Annotated in this window: 14 protein-coding genes; 11 read left to right on the forward strand and 3 right to left on the reverse strand. The window is 55.3% G+C overall.

Annotation, left to right across the window (positions count from 1 at the left end; all coding sequences use genetic code 11):
• Positions 1 to 86 precede the first annotated feature (86 nt).
• The 11 genes from atpE (at position 87) to glmS (ending at position 10,704) form a co-directional block, all read left to right on the forward strand.
• Positions 87 to 344 (forward strand): F0F1 ATP synthase subunit C, encoded by a 258-nt coding sequence (gene atpE, locus AO726_RS06675; RefSeq protein ID WP_058067296.1) that lies wholly within the window; start codon positions 87 to 89, stop codon positions 342 to 344.
• 55 nt (positions 345 to 399) lie between these two features.
• Complete coding sequence (locus tag AO726_RS06680; protein WP_058067297.1) at positions 400 to 870, forward strand: F0F1 ATP synthase subunit B; 471 nt, start codon at positions 400 to 402, stop codon at positions 868 to 870.
• A 14-nt stretch (positions 871 to 884) separates the two neighbouring features.
• Positions 885 to 1,421 carry a F0F1 ATP synthase subunit delta gene (locus AO726_RS06685; RefSeq protein ID WP_058067298.1) on the forward strand — a complete coding sequence of 179 codons (537 nt, stop codon included), beginning with the start codon at positions 885 to 887 and terminating at the stop codon, positions 1,419 to 1,421.
• Positions 1,422 to 1,442: 21 nt separating this feature from the next.
• Positions 1,443 to 2,987: a F0F1 ATP synthase subunit alpha gene (gene atpA, locus AO726_RS06690; protein WP_058067299.1), complete on the forward strand. Its 1,545-nt coding sequence runs from the start codon at positions 1,443 to 1,445 to the stop codon at positions 2,985 to 2,987.
• Between the two features lie 50 nt (positions 2,988 to 3,037).
• The gene (atpG, locus tag AO726_RS06695; RefSeq protein WP_058067300.1) at positions 3,038 to 3,898 is read left to right on the forward strand and encodes a F0F1 ATP synthase subunit gamma; all 861 of its coding nucleotides are present in this window, start codon (positions 3,038 to 3,040) and stop codon (positions 3,896 to 3,898) included.
• 30 nt (positions 3,899 to 3,928) lie between these two features.
• Positions 3,929 to 5,305, forward strand: a complete 1,377-nt coding sequence (gene atpD / locus AO726_RS06700) for a F0F1 ATP synthase subunit beta (RefSeq protein WP_058067301.1) — start codon at positions 3,929 to 3,931, stop codon at positions 5,303 to 5,305.
• 82 nt (positions 5,306 to 5,387) lie between these two features.
• A complete protein-coding gene (locus AO726_RS06705; protein ID WP_058067302.1) occupies positions 5,388 to 5,813 on the forward strand; it encodes a F0F1 ATP synthase subunit epsilon in 426 nt (141 codons plus the stop codon).
• Between the two features lie 123 nt (positions 5,814 to 5,936).
• Entirely contained in the window at positions 5,937 to 7,304 is a 1,368-nt protein-coding gene (gene glmU, locus AO726_RS06710) for a bifunctional UDP-N-acetylglucosamine diphosphorylase/glucosamine-1-phosphate N-acetyltransferase GlmU (RefSeq protein WP_058067303.1), read from the forward strand.
• Between the two features lie 48 nt (positions 7,305 to 7,352).
• A complete protein-coding gene (locus tag AO726_RS06715) occupies positions 7,353 to 7,964 on the forward strand; it encodes a LysE family transporter (protein WP_058067304.1) in 612 nt (203 codons plus the stop codon).
• 126 nt (positions 7,965 to 8,090) lie between these two features.
• On the forward strand, positions 8,091 to 8,858 hold the full coding sequence (locus AO726_RS06720; RefSeq protein WP_058067305.1) for a DeoR/GlpR family DNA-binding transcription regulator: 768 nt from the start codon (positions 8,091 to 8,093) through the stop codon (positions 8,856 to 8,858).
• Positions 8,859 to 8,868: 10 nt separating this feature from the next.
• Positions 8,869 to 10,704 (forward strand): glutamine--fructose-6-phosphate transaminase (isomerizing), encoded by a 1,836-nt coding sequence (glmS, locus tag AO726_RS06725; RefSeq protein WP_058067306.1) that lies wholly within the window; start codon positions 8,869 to 8,871, stop codon positions 10,702 to 10,704.
• Between the two features lie 132 nt (positions 10,705 to 10,836).
• On the opposite strand, the gene AO726_RS06730 is transcribed toward glmS, so the two are convergent.
• The 3 genes from AO726_RS06730 to AO726_RS06740 all read right to left on the reverse strand — a co-directional run bounded on the left by AO726_RS06730 (position 10,837) and on the right by AO726_RS06740 (position 13,903).
• Positions 10,837 to 11,172, reverse strand: a complete 336-nt coding sequence (locus AO726_RS06730) for a DUF2790 domain-containing protein (RefSeq protein ID WP_058067307.1) — start codon at positions 11,170 to 11,172, stop codon at positions 10,837 to 10,839.
• A 212-nt stretch (positions 11,173 to 11,384) separates the two neighbouring features.
• Positions 11,385 to 12,710, reverse strand: coding sequence for an OprD family porin (locus tag AO726_RS06735; protein ID WP_058067308.1), 1,326 nt, complete (start codon positions 12,708 to 12,710; stop codon positions 11,385 to 11,387).
• 251 nt (positions 12,711 to 12,961) lie between these two features.
• Positions 12,962 to 13,903 carry a LysR substrate-binding domain-containing protein gene (locus AO726_RS06740; protein ID WP_058067309.1) on the reverse strand — a complete coding sequence of 314 codons (942 nt, stop codon included), beginning with the start codon at positions 13,901 to 13,903 and terminating at the stop codon, positions 12,962 to 12,964.
• Positions 13,904 to 14,025: the final 122 nt, after the last annotated feature.

Consider the following 14,025-nt stretch of genomic DNA (forward strand, 5'->3'; position numbering starts at 1 on the left):
GGACGCCCGCAAGGGCAAATAGATGTACCAATTTTGCTTGACCCTTAGAAAACTTAACCAGACGACGTAAAAAGTCGGGAGGAAAAATGGAAACTGTAGTTGGTTTGACTGCTATCGCTGTTGCACTGCTGATCGGCCTGGGTGCTCTGGGTACCGCCATTGGTTTCGGCCTGCTGGGCGGCAAATTCCTGGAAGGCGCTGCACGTCAGCCTGAAATGGTTCCGATGCTGCAAGTTAAAATGTTCATCGTTGCCGGTCTGCTCGACGCCGTAACCATGATCGGTGTTGGTATCGCACTGTTCTTCACCTTCGCTAACCCGTTCCTTGGTCAGATCGCAGGCTAATCACTCGATTTCGAGTGTATTGGTGTGATGGACAACGAACGAGCGAGGTGTTGGCGTGAACATTAATGCAACCCTGATTGGCCAGTCCGTTGCCTTCTTCATCTTCGTGCTGTTCTGCATGAAGTTCGTATGGCCTCCGGTCATTGCGGCTTTGCAGGAGCGTCAGAAGAAGATTGCAGACGGCTTGGACGCTGCTAACCGTGCAGCTCGTGACCTGGAGTTGGCCCAAGAGAAAGCGGGTCAGCAACTGCGCGAAGCTAAAACGCAAGCAGCTGAAATCATTGAGCAAGCCAAAAAGCGCGGTACCCAGATCGTCGACGAAGCCCGTGAACAGGCTCGTACCGAAGCTGATCGCGTGAAGGCTCAGGCTCTGGCCGAGATCGAGCAGGAACTGAACAGCGTCAAAGACGCGCTGCGCGCCCAAGTGGGTAGCCTGGCCGTTAGCGGTGCCGAGAAGATTCTGGGCGCATCTATCGACCAAAACGCGCATGCGGAGCTGGTTAACAAACTAGCGGCCGAAATTTAAGCGAGGGCGCGATCATGGCAGAATTGACCACGCTGGCCCGACCTTACGCTAAGGCTGCTTTCGAGTACGCCCAGGCTCACCAGCAGCTGGCCAATTGGTCAGCCATGCTCGGCCTGGCTGCTGCGGTGTCGCAAGACGACACCATGCAGGAAGTGCTTAAAGCTCCGCGTTTGACGAGAACAGACAAGGCCACCACCTTCAACGAGGTGTGTGGTGACAAGTTCGACGCCCAGGTACGTAACTTCATCCAGGTTCTGGCCGAAAACGATCGCGTGGCTTTGTTGCCGCAGATCGCTGAACTGTTCGAGCTGTACAAAGCCGAGCAGGAAAAAACGGTAGACGTGGATGTCATCAGTGCCTTCGCATTGAGCGATGAACAGCAAGACAAACTCGCCAAGGTTCTCAGTGCACGGCTCAGCCGAGAAGTGCGTCTGCACGCAGCGGAGGATGCCAGCCTTATTGGTGGCGTCGTAATCCGCGCCGGCGACCTGGTAATCGATGGCTCAGTTCGCGGCAAAATCGCGAAATTAGCCGAAGCATTGAAATCTTGAGTTTGAAGGGGCAGCAGAGCTATGCAGCAACTCAATCCTTCCGAAATTAGTGAAATCATCAAGGGGCGCATCGAGAAACTCGACGTCGCCTCTCAAGCCCGTAACGAAGGCACAGTGGTATCCGTCTCTGACGGTATCGTGCGCATTCACGGTCTCGCCGACGTAATGTACGGCGAAATGATCGAGTTCCCGGGCAGCGTCTACGGTATGGCACTGAACCTGGAGCAAGACTCCGTTGGTGCTGTTGTGCTGGGTTCTTACACCAGCCTGACCGAAGGCATGAGCGCCAAGTGCACCGGCCGCATCCTGGAAGTACCGGTTGGTCCGGAACTGCTGGGCCGCGTTGTTGACGCACTGGGTAACCCAATTGACGGCAAAGGCCCGCTGAACAACGTCGCTACCGACGCTGTTGAAAAGGTTGCGCCGGGCGTGATCTGGCGTAAGTCGGTCGACCAACCAGTTCAGACTGGTTACAAGTCGGTTGACGCCATGATCCCGGTTGGCCGTGGCCAGCGTGAGCTGATCATCGGTGACCGTCAGATCGGTAAAACCGCTCTGGCCATCGACGCCATCATCAACCAGAAAGACAGCGGCATTCGTTGCGTTTACGTAGCAATCGGTCAGAAGCAATCGACCATCGCTAACGTGGTACGCAAGCTGGAAGAAAACGGCGCACTGGCTAACACCATCGTTGTTGCAGCTTCCGCTTCCGAATCTGCTGCACTGCAGTTCATTGCACCGTACGCCGGTTGCACCATGGGCGAATACTTCCGCGACCGCGGTGAAGACGCGCTGATCGTTTATGACGATCTGTCCAAGCAGGCTGTGGCTTATCGCCAGATCTCCCTGCTGCTGCGTCGTCCACCAGGACGTGAAGCTTACCCAGGTGACGTGTTCTATCTCCACAGCCGTCTGCTGGAGCGCGCTTCCCGCGTTTCCGAAGAGTATGTTGAGAAGTTCACCAATGGCGCCGTAACTGGCAAAACTGGCTCGCTGACCGCTCTGCCGATCATCGAAACCCAGGCTGGTGACGTTTCCGCGTTCGTTCCGACCAACGTGATTTCCATCACCGACGGTCAGATCTTCCTGGAATCGGCCATGTTCAACTCGGGTATCCGTCCGGCCGTTAACGCCGGTATCTCGGTATCCCGTGTGGGTGGTGCTGCACAAACCAAGATCATCAAGAAGCTGTCCGGTGGTATCCGTACCGCTCTGGCTCAGTATCGTGAACTGGCTGCATTCGCCCAGTTTGCTTCTGACCTGGACGAAGCTACCCGTAAGCAACTTGAGCACGGTCAGCGCGTTACTGAGCTGATGAAGCAGAAGCAATACGCTCCGATGTCCATCGCGGACATGGCGCTGTCGCTGTATGCCGCCGAGCGTGGTTTCCTGCAGGACGTCGAAGTGGCCAAAGTTGGTCCGTTCGAACAGGCCCTGATCGCTTACTTCAACCGTGATCACGCCGCACTGATGGCGAAGATCAACGAGAAGGGTGACTTTAATGACGAAATCGACGCTGGTCTGAAAGCCGGTATCGAGAAGTTCAAGGCCACCCAAACCTGGTAAGCCGCAGTGGGGACCGCGAGGTCCCCGCTTGCTAACCCGATAGGTGTCAAATGGCAGGCGCAAAAGAGATTCGCAGCAAGATTGCGAGCATCAAAAGCACGCAGAAGATCACCAGCGCCATGGAGAAGGTGGCGGTCAGCAAAATGCGCAAAGCACAACAGCGCATGAGTGCAAGCCGTCCCTACGCGGAGCGTATCCGCCAGGTTATTGGTCATCTGGCCAACGCCAACCCGGAGTACCGCCACCCGTTCATGATTGAACGCCCTGTTAAGCGCGTCGGTTATGTTGTGGTGAGCTCGGACCGTGGTCTGTGTGGTGGTCTGAACACCAACCTGTTCAAGGCTCTGGTCAAGGACATGGCGAGCAATCGCGAGCAAGGCGTAGAGATTGATCTCTGCGTGATTGGCAGCAAAGGTGCGGCGTTCTTCCGTAACTTTGGTGGCAATATCGTTGCTGCGATCAGCCACCTGGGCGAGGAACCGTCGATCAATGATCTGATCGGTAGCGTCAAGGTAATGCTCGATGCCTACCTCGAAGGTCGCATCGATCGTTTGTCCGTTGTTTCAAACAAGTTCATCAACACCATGACGCAGAAGCCGACTGTGGAACAACTGGTTCCGCTGGTCGCTGATCCTGATCAGGATCTGAAGCATCACTGGGACTACCTGTATGAACCCGACGCCAAAGAGCTGCTGGACGGCTTGATGATCCGTTATGTGGAGTCGCAGGTTTACCAGGCGGTAGTTGAGAACAGTGCAGCTGAACAAGCGGCGCGGATGATCGCGATGAAGAACGCCACCGACAACGCTGGCGATCTGATCAAAGACTTGCAGTTGGTTTACAACAAGGCTCGTCAGGCAGCGATCACCCAGGAAATTTCGGAAATCGTCGGCGGCGCTGCCGCGGTTTAAGAACGGTTCAAATATTCAGAGGAACCAAAGATGAGTAGCGGACGTATCGTTCAAATCATCGGCGCCGTTATCGACGTGGAATTCCCGCGTGATCAGGTGCCAGCCGTATACGAGGCGCTGAAAGTAGTTGGCGCCGAAACCACTCTGGAAGTTCAGCAGCAGCTGGGCGACGGTGTGGTACGTTCCATTGCGATGGGTTCGACCGAAGGCCTCAAGCGCGGTCTGGACGTAACTCGCACCAACAAGGCCATCACCGTACCGGTCGGTAAAGCGACTCTGGGCCGGATCATGGACGTGTTGGGCAACCCAATTGACGAAGCCGGTCCGATCGGTGAAGAAGAGCAGTGGGAAATCCACCGCGCTGCACCGAGCTACGCTGACCAGGCTGGCGGCAACGAGCTGCTGGAAACAGGCATCAAGGTTATCGACCTGGTTTGCCCGTTCGCCAAGGGCGGTAAAGTAGGTCTGTTCGGTGGTGCCGGTGTGGGCAAAACCGTAAACATGATGGAACTGATCCGTAACATCGCCATCGAGCACAGTGGTTATTCCGTGTTCGCCGGTGTGGGTGAGCGTACTCGTGAGGGTAACGACTTCTACCACGAGATGAAGGACTCTAACGTTCTCGACAAAGTAGCGCTGGTCTACGGTCAGATGAACGAGCCACCAGGAAACCGTCTGCGCGTAGCGCTGACCGGTCTGACCATGGCTGAGAAATTCCGTGACGAAGGCCGTGATGTTCTGTTCTTCGTGGACAACATCTACCGTTACACCCTGGCCGGTACCGAAGTATCTGCACTGCTGGGCCGTATGCCTTCCGCGGTGGGTTATCAGCCGACTCTGGCCGAAGAAATGGGCGTTCTGCAAGAGCGTATTACTTCGACCAAAACTGGTTCGATTACTTCCATCCAGGCCGTATACGTACCTGCGGATGACTTGACTGACCCGAGCCCGGCGACCACCTTCGCCCACTTGGACGCAACAGTCGTACTGTCCCGTGACATCGCTTCCCTGGGTATCTACCCGGCGGTAGACCCACTGGATTCGACTTCCCGTCAGCTTGATCCGCTGGTTATCGGTCAGGAGCACTACGACACCGCTCGTGGCGTTCAGTACGTTCTGCAGCGCTACAAAGAGCTGAAGGACATCATTGCTATTCTGGGTATGGACGAACTGTCCGAAGAAGATAAGCAACTGGTATCCCGTGCTCGTAAGATCCAGCGCTTCCTGTCCCAGCCATTCTTCGTGGCAGAAGTCTTCACTGGTTCGCCAGGTAAGTACGTTTCCCTGAAGGACACCATCGCTGGTTTCAGCGGCATTCTGAAAGGTGACTACGATCACCTGCCAGAGCAGGCGTTCTACATGGTCGGCAGCATCGAAGAAGCTGTTGAGAAAGCGAAGAAACTGTAATCACCCGTGCGCCCGGTAACGGGCGCTTACGGTCTGGCTGAATGCCTGATGGTGATCAACGGACCGATACGTGAGGTTAGACATGGCTATGACAGTCCATTGCGACATCGTCAGCGCAGAAGGCGAAATCTTCTCCGGTCTGGTCGAGATGGTGATTGCGCACGGTAACCTGGGGGATCTCGGTATCTCTCCAGGCCACGCGCCGCTGATTACCGACCTCAAGCCGGGTCCGATTCGTCTGGTCAAACAAGGTGGCGAAACCGAGGTGTTCTACATCTCCGGTGGCTTCCTTGAAGTTCAGCCGAGTATGGTGAAAGTTCTCGCCGATACCGTGCAGCGTGCTGCCGATATCGATGAAGCTGCTGCTCAGGAAGCCCTCAAGGCTGCTGAGAAAGCGCTGAATGAGAAAGGCGCAGAGTTCGATTACGGCTCGGCGGCTGCTCATTTGGCTGAGGTCACAGCCCAGCTGCGGACCATTCAGCAACTGCGCAAGAAGTTCGGCGGTTAATTCCTCCGCTTCATCGCAAGCAAGTAAAAGGGTAGCCTTGGCTACCCTTTTTCTTTGCCTGCAATTTCATCTTTTTCTATAACGCGGTGTCGAACCGTGTTCTGGATACCAAAGGATTTGTTTATGTCGCTCGATATCGTCATTCTCGCCGCCGGACAAGGCACTCGCATGCGTTCGGCTTTGCCAAAAGTTCTTCACCCGGTTGCCGGGAAGTCGATGCTGGGGCATGTGATTGATACGGCGCGAAAACTGAATCCGAAGGGCATCCATGTGGTCATTGGGCACGGTGCGGAATTGGTGCGTGAACGCCTGGCGGCCGATGACCTGAACTTCGTCCTGCAAGCCCAGCAACTCGGAACAGGCCATGCCGTGGCTCAGGCCCTGCCAGCGCTGACAGCTGAGCGCGTTTTGATTCTGTACGGCGATGTGCCGCTGATTGAGACTGAAACCCTGGAGCGTTTGCTGCAGCAGGTCAGCGATCAACAGCTTGGGTTGCTGACCGTCAATTTGCAGGACCCGACAGGTTATGGCCGTATCGTCCGTGATGCGCAGGGCGTGGTTAAAGCCATCGTCGAGCACAAGGATGCCAGCGAAGAGCAGCGCCAGATTCGTGAAGGCAACACCGGCATTCTCGCCGTACCTGGTAAACGCCTGGGCGAGTGGTTGGGGCGTCTTTCCAACAGTAATGCTCAGGGTGAGTACTACCTGACGGATGTGATTGCGATGGCGGTTGCAGACGGCCTGGTAGTTGCAACCGAGCAGGCGCAGGACGAGATGGAGGTGTTGGGGGCGAATGACCGCATTCAGCTGTCTCAACTCGAACGCCACTATCAGTACCGCGCAGCCCGTCGCCTGATGACTCAGGGCGTGACGCTGATTGATCCGGCGCGCTTTGACCTGCGTGGCGAGGTTACGGTCGGCCGCGATGTGTCTATCGACGTGAACGTGATTCTTGAAGGTCGCGTGGTGATCGAGGATGGCGTACAGATCGGCCCTAACTGTGTGATTAAAGACTCGGTGCTGCGTGCCGGTGCCATCGTCAAAGCCAACAGCCACCTGGAAGGCGCAGAAATGGGCGAAGGCGCAGATTGCGGCCCGTTTGCCCGCTTGCGTCCGGGCTCTGTGCTCAAGGCTAAGGCCCATGTGGGTAACTTTGTTGAACTTAAAAACGCCGTGATGGGCGAGGGTGCCAAAGCTGGCCACCTGAGCTATCTGGGCGATGCCGAAATTGGTGCTCGTACTAATATCGGGGCTGGCACCATCACCTGTAACTATGACGGAGCCAACAAGTCCAAGACGGTCATGGGCGAAGACGTCTTTATCGGCTCGAACAGTGCACTGGTGGCACCTGTCACGTTGGGTGACCGGGCCACTACCGGTGCAGGCTCTGTCGTCACTACAGATGTACCGGCCGATACCTTGGCGGTAGGCCGTGCCAAGCAGCGCAATATCGACGGTTGGAAGCGACCGGTTAAGATTAAGCGGGACTGATCAACAGGCCTGTGGATAAAAGCCCTTTAAGCAGTAGGAGCCATAACCATGTTCGGAGTCACCGATTACGGCGCTTTTGTAGTGGCCTTTCTGATTTTGTTGGCGATTCCGGGGCCGGGCAATCTGGCGTTGATCTTATCCACAGGCAAGGGCGGTATCCGCGGCGGGATTGCCTCTACGTTCGGCGTGATTCTGGGCGATCAGGTGTTGATGTGGATGGCGGTCGCAGGTGTGGCTGCCTTACTCAAGGCTTATCCGGCGGCATTCCATATGGTGCAGTGGCTGGGTGCGGCTTATCTGGTCTGGCTGGGGATGAGGATGATCTTTGCCAAACCGGGGCAGGGTCCGAGCATCAATATTGAGGCGCGCCGCTACCTCTGGCAGACCCTGTTGATAACGCTATTCAACCCGAAAGCCATCATCTTCTACATGGCCTTCTTTCCGCTGTTTATCGACCCGAAAACCCATCAGGGAATCCTGACCTTTGGTTTTCTGGCCGTGACCATTGCCGTGCTGACATTTATCTACGGCCTGATAGTGGTGCTGCTGACCTACTTCCTGGCCGAGCGCCTGCGTTCAAATCCGACTGCCAGCCGCTGGCTGGAGCGATTGGCAGGCATCTGTCTGGTTGGTTTCGGAGTGAAACTTACTCTGCAATGAACTGCTCTGTGGATAACTCATCAGCACCTATGTTATCGCTGCATATGCCATTAATCGCTCTGCCGCTTGACTGACTCGGCATATTAGGTTTTGATTCGCTCCATTATCTTTCGAATCGAAACTTAAATGTCGAAACGGGACACTGCTCAACGCCGCCACACCATTCTCGCCTTGCTTGCTGAGCAAGGCGAAGTGAGTGTGGATGAACTGTCGAAAGCCTTTTCTACTTCTGAGGTTACGATCCGCAAGGATCTGGCTGCACTGGAAAAGAACGGCCTGTTGCTGCGTCGCTATGGCGGTGCCGTGTCCATGCCGCAGGAGCTGATTAGCGACAGCCAGCCTGTGTCCCACTACAAGCAGGCGATTGCCCGCGCCGGTGTAGGGCTGATTCGTGAGCATGCACGAATCATTATCGACAGCGGTACCACCACGGCGGCGATGATTCCTCAGCTCGGCTACAAGGCCGGGCTGGTGGTGATGACCAACTCCCTGAACGTCGCCCGCGCTATCTGCGAACTGGAACATGAGCCTGTGTTGTTAATGACAGGCGGAACCTGGGACCCTCATTCCGAGTCATTTCAGGGCCAAGTCGCGGAGCAGGTGCTGCGTTCCTACGATTTCGATCAATTGTTTATTGGCGCCGATGGCATCGACCTGAATCGCGGCACTACTACGTTCAATGAGTTGCTTGGCCTGAGCCGGGTGATGGCGGAAGTGGCGCGTGAAGTGGTGGTGATGGTCGAGAGTGACAAGATCGGCCGCAAGATTCCCAATCTGGAGCTGCCCTGGAGCAGCATCCATACCCTGATAACTGACGACCGCCTGAGTCATGAGGCGCGTGAACAACTGACTGCGCGAGGCATCAAGCTGATCTGCGCGGCGGTTGAATCCTGAGGAGAAGCATATGTGTGGCATCGTGGGCGCAGTCGCCGAACGTAATATCACCGCCATCCTGGTTGAAGGCCTGAAGCGCCTTGAATATCGCGGCTATGACAGTGCCGGTGTGGCTGTGCTGGACAATGACGGTGTACTGGATCGCCGCCGCCGTGTGGGTAAAGTCAGCGAGCTGGAAAACGCTCTGCTGGAGCAGCCGCTCAATGGCCGTCTGGGCATTGCTCACACCCGCTGGGCAACCCATGGTGCACCGACTGAGCATAACGCCCACCCGCATTTCTCCGGCAGCGAGCTGGCAGTTGTCCACAACGGCATCATCGAGAATCACGAAGAGCTACGTGCTGAGCTGAAAGCAAAAGGCTATGTGTTCAGTTCTGATACCGATACCGAAGTGATCGTGCACCTGCTGGACGATACTCTGAAAACTATCCACAACCTCAGTGATGCGTTGAAGGCTGTGGTTAAGCAGCTGCATGGCGCTTACGGGCTGGCGGTGATCAGCGCGAAACAACCGGATCGTCTGGTCGCTGCCCGCAGCGGCAGCCCACTGGTGATTGGTCTGGGCCTTGGGGAAAACTTCCTGGCTTCGGATCAGTTGGCTCTGCGTCAGGTGACTGACCGCTTTATGTATCTGGAAGAGGGCGACATCGCTGAAATCCAGCGTGAGCAGGTTCAGATCTGGGACTGTGACGGCAAGTTGGTTCAGCGTGAAACGGTGCAGTACCGCGACGGTGCTGAATCTGCAGAGAAGGGCGAATATCGCCATTACATGCTCAAAGAAATCCACGAGCAGCCGCTGGTGGTGCAGCGCACATTGGAAGGTCGTTTGGCTCAGCAGCAGGTGTTGGTGGAGGCCTTCGGCCCGCAGGCGCCGGAGCTGTTCGCCAAGGTGCGCAATGTACAGATCGTAGCCTGTGGCACCAGTTATCACGCGGGTATGGTGGCGCGTTACTGGTTGGAAGGTTTGGCCGGGATTCCGTGTCAGGTCGAAGTTGCCAGCGAATTCCGCTACCGCAAGGTAGTGGTGCAGCCAGACACTTTGTTCGTCACCATTTCCCAGTCTGGCGAAACCGCCGATACCCTGGCCGCCCTGCGCAACGCCAAGGAGTTGGGATTCCTCGGCTCACTGGCCATCTGCAACGTCGGTATCAGCTCACTGGTGCGTGAATCCGATCTGACTTTGTTGACTCAGGCTGGCCGTGAAATCGGTGTGGCTTCGACCAAAGCCTTCACCACCCAGTTGGTGGGCTTGCTGATGCTGACCCTGGCGTTGGGTCAGGTGCGCGGTACCCTGAGCAAAGCTGATGAAGCCGAGCTTGTGGATGAACTGCGCCGCTTGCCGACTCGTCTGGGGGAAGCACTGGCGATGGACAGCACGGTGGAAAAAATCTCCGAGCTGTTTGCTGAGAAGCATCACAGCCTGTTCCTCGGCCGCGGTGCTCAGTATCCGGTGGCGATGGAAGGTGCGCTGAAGCTCAAGGAAATCTCTTATATCCACGCCGAAGCCTATCCGGCTGGTGAACTCAAGCACGGCCCGCTGGCGCTTGTGGATAACGATATGCCGGTGGTAACCGTAGCACCTAACAACGAGCTGCTGGAAAAGCTCAAATCCAACCTGCAGGAGGTCCGTGCCCGTGGAGGTGAGCTGATTGTTTTTGCGGATGAAGACGCCAGCATGAACAACGGCGAAGGCACACACGTGGTGACCATGCCGCACATCCACGATGTACTGGCACCGATCCTCTACACCATTCCGCTGCAGCTGCTGTCTTACTACGTTGCAGTGCTCAAGGGCACCGACGTGGATCAGCCACGTAACCTGGCTAAGAGCGTGACGGTGGAGTAACCCGGAGTGTGGATAACAATGGGCCTTTTGCTGACTTGAAACGGCCTGTGGATAAGTTGTCCGGCTGACGGAAACAGTATCACCTCACAGCCCAACAGGCTCTGCTGCCAACAGAGCCTGTGCTGTAGGTGATCACTTGTTATTCCGGCATTTACCCTGCACCAGGTAGCGCACGGTGTTCAGATTGCCTTGCGAGTCTTCGTAGCTCATGTATTTGCTGACGTTGCCGCAGTAGTAGACGTTAGGGGTCATGTACACCATTTTGGCGATATCCAGCTTCATATCGTAGGTGTAATCCACTGGCTCGGGCGTGGCCTTGCCCGTTTTCTCGGCGTAGCGCTGAACTTGCTCCAGGCTTTGCTGAGCGATTTCATTCTCGATTTTTTCTGAAGAGTAAGAAGCCAGTGCGCTGGTGCTCTGAAACAGAATCAGTGCACTGATAAACATCATGGGTTTAAGCAGTTTCATGGTCGTTCCATCCTTGCTGAGATGGCTTAAGTTTATGGAGCGACGGCTGACCTGAAGATGACCCTTAAATTACGTTTATGAAATAAAAAAGGCGCTCAATTGAGCGCCTAATATTCACCATTACCAAAGGAGCAATAAAATTGCCTGGTGAATATTTAAGACCCCCGTCCTTCGCCAAGAATTAAGAGGGGCCTTAAATTCTTACTAATTGCTTAAAGAATGCTCAGTGGGTACTCCACGATCAGGCGGAATTCATCGAGGTCCGACTCATAAGCCGTTGCGCGGGTATTGGCCTGGCGGATACGGAAGGACGTGTCTTTAAATGAACCGCTCTGCACGATGTATTTGACTTCTATGTCCCGCTCCCAGCGCTTCTGATTGGTCAGCGGGTTGCCGTTTTCGTCGCGGCGCATATAGACGTAGTTGGCATTGGAGTAGTCAGCATCGGTGCCTTTGCCGTAGCGGGTCATGAATGACAAACCGGGGATGCCGTAGGGCTCCATATCCAGGTCGTAGCGCACCATCCAGGAGCGCTCTTTGGGTGAGTTGAAGTCGGTGTACTGAATGGAGTTGTCGAGGAAAATCGAGTCCGTCTGGTACAGGTAGTCGAAGTCATCGTCACCGTTGTTGCGTTGATGCGACACAGTTACGGTGTGGGCACCGAATTGCAGCCCGAGTTTGGCACTCCAAATATTGTTGTTGAGCTCGCCGAGCAGCTTCTTACCTTCGTCTTGGACGTTGTAGTAGTTGAAGCCAGCGATCAGGGTGAGTTCGTCAGTGAGAGGCTGGTTGAGGGCTGTGCCGAAGTAGTACTGATCCCAAGCATCCTTCAGCCGTGAACCATAGGCGCTGACACTGATATTGTCGTTAACATCGTAATCTCCGCCCAAGTAGGCGACCCAGGGAGAGTTCACGGTGCCTTCGTAGAAGGTGGTGAATTTTTCACTCATTGAGGTGGAGTTGGGCGTGCTCATGGCATGCAGGCGGCCACCTTGCAGGTGCAGCCTGTCCAGGCTGTTGTTCTCCAGGGTGAAACCTTTGAACGAGCTGGGCAGCAGGCGCGAGTCTCCGAAATGCACCACAGGCGTTGTGGGGAAGACGTCGCCGATCTTGAGCTCGGTATCAAAGGCTTTGGCCTTAACGGCACCGCCAACTTTTGTGTATTCGTTGCGGGTGTCGCCGTTGTTGTCGACAGGCATCATGCTGAATGAGCTTTGCCCGCCATTGCGCCCTTTGCCGGTATCCAGATTGATGCCGATCATGGCAAATGCATCCACCCCGAAACCAACTGTGCCGTGGGTGTAGCCGGACTTGAAGTTGGCGATGATGCCGTGGGCAAATGTCTCGGAATAACCTGCGCCGCCGGGCGCATCCGCGCCGTTGCGATCATCCCGGTTGAAATAAAAGGTGCGGTTGAGGATGTCGAAACTGCTGCCTTCGATAAAGCCTTGTTTCTTATCCTCTTCTGCATAACTTGAAGTGCTTAATGCACAGCATGCGGAAAAAATGGCGAGCGAGAGTTTTGTTATTGAATTCATAATTGCTCCGAGCACTGGCAGTTTTTATCGATATAGAGCAGTACTTGTTTCTAATAATTAATCACGTCAGCCGCTCTATAATTCATCGATAAAACTAACGGCAGGATTACGCTGCAATTACAATTTTGAAATCTCCTAGTTATTTACTAAGTGGGACAAATAAAGACGCCTGCTTCTATTTAAATAGAACTAAAGTTCAAGCCAGCACGCAAAACATTGGCATGCTGCGGGATCGCAGGGGCAGGTCTGGTTCAGGAGTTATCCACTGAGCGTGCCAGTTGTTCTGGGGAAAGGGCGAGACGGTTATCGCTGTGTATAAGTTCTAACAGCCAGTCGACGAAGCAGCGCACCCGCGCTGACAGATGCTTATTGCTTGGATAAAGAATGTTCACCGGCCGCGCCTTAAAACTCCACTGCGGCAGTACAGGAACCAGTTGGCCGGTGCGCACCCAGTTGGCCACGGCAAACGGTGCGCCAGGACAAATACCACCGCCGGCCATACAGGCAGCTATGGCCACATCCGGGTCATCGAACTGCAAGCCTTGCTGCGCCGGAATTTCGCATTGGTCTTCCCCATTGTGCAGGTGCCAGGCAAACGGATTGCGCTGGCCGCTGAACCAAGAGATACGCTGGTGCTGCTCCAGTGCCTGTGGATAAGCAGGCTTGCCCATGCGCTGCAGGTATTCTGCTGAGGCATACAGGCCCATCCGCACTTCGCCAATGTGTCGGGCGATCAGGCTGGAGTCTTCCAGCGCACCGCCGCGGATGGCGCAGTCGATGCCTTCTTCGAGAATATTGCTGATGCGATCGCTGCTACCCAAGCGGAGGTTAATGTGCGGGTAACGTGCCTGAAACTGATGCAAGTTTGGGGCAATGATCCAGCGCGCCATGGACACCAGCGCCTCTACCCGTAAGCGTCCTTTGGGTTCCTGCTTGGCACCTTTCAAAGCACCTTCAAGCTCTTCGATTTCCTGCAGGATGAGTTGGCACTTAGCGAAATAGGCGTGGCCATCGGCAGTCAGGCTGAGCGCGCGGGTGGTGCGATTGAGCAGGCGTACACCGAGGTGCGCTTCCAGGTCGGATATGCGCTGAGAAACCCTGGCTTTAGGGAGCATCAGTCTGTCTGCAGCGCGGGTAAAACTGCCCGCTTCTACCACACAGACAAAAGTGTTCATGGCGGCAAGTCTGTCCATAGATTGTTCAGCTTTCTTGAATTAACAGTCTCAGATATCGCTATTTATCACGGTTTTAATCTGAATCAACCTAACTCCGTCGAGTGAAACAGTGGCTGTCGGCCTGTGGATAAGCCTCACGC

Source organism: Pseudomonas sp. TTU2014-080ASC (genome assembly GCF_001446935.1).
Taxonomy (GTDB): Bacteria; Pseudomonadota; Gammaproteobacteria; order Pseudomonadales; family Pseudomonadaceae; genus Aquipseudomonas.

Excerpts from the sequence above, each read along its gene's own strand:
- atpG (WP_058067300.1), top strand. The coding sequence starts at position 3,038 with ATGGCAGGCGCAAAAGAGATTCGCAGCAAGATTGCGAGCATCAAAAGC.
- AO726_RS06730 (WP_058067307.1), bottom strand. The coding sequence starts at position 11,172 with ATGAAACTGCTTAAACCCATGATGTTTATCAGTGCACTGATTCTGTTT.
- AO726_RS06685 (WP_058067298.1), top strand. The coding sequence starts at position 885 with ATGGCAGAATTGACCACGCTGGCCCGACCTTACGCTAAGGCTGCTTTC.
- atpA (WP_058067299.1), top strand. The coding sequence starts at position 1,443 with ATGCAGCAACTCAATCCTTCCGAAATTAGTGAAATCATCAAGGGGCGC.
- AO726_RS06705 (WP_058067302.1), top strand. The coding sequence starts at position 5,388 with ATGGCTATGACAGTCCATTGCGACATCGTCAGCGCAGAAGGCGAAATC.
- glmU (WP_058067303.1), top strand. The coding sequence starts at position 5,937 with ATGTCGCTCGATATCGTCATTCTCGCCGCCGGACAAGGCACTCGCATG.
- AO726_RS06720 (WP_058067305.1), top strand. The coding sequence starts at position 8,091 with ATGTCGAAACGGGACACTGCTCAACGCCGCCACACCATTCTCGCCTTG.
- AO726_RS06740 (WP_058067309.1), bottom strand. The coding sequence starts at position 13,903 with ATGGACAGACTTGCCGCCATGAACACTTTTGTCTGTGTGGTAGAAGCG.
- AO726_RS06735 (WP_058067308.1), bottom strand. The coding sequence starts at position 12,710 with ATGAATTCAATAACAAAACTCTCGCTCGCCATTTTTTCCGCATGCTGT.
- glmS (WP_058067306.1), top strand. The coding sequence starts at position 8,869 with ATGTGTGGCATCGTGGGCGCAGTCGCCGAACGTAATATCACCGCCATC.
- atpE (WP_058067296.1), top strand. The coding sequence starts at position 87 with ATGGAAACTGTAGTTGGTTTGACTGCTATCGCTGTTGCACTGCTGATC.
- atpD (WP_058067301.1), top strand. The coding sequence starts at position 3,929 with ATGAGTAGCGGACGTATCGTTCAAATCATCGGCGCCGTTATCGACGTG.
- AO726_RS06715 (WP_058067304.1), top strand. The coding sequence starts at position 7,353 with ATGTTCGGAGTCACCGATTACGGCGCTTTTGTAGTGGCCTTTCTGATT.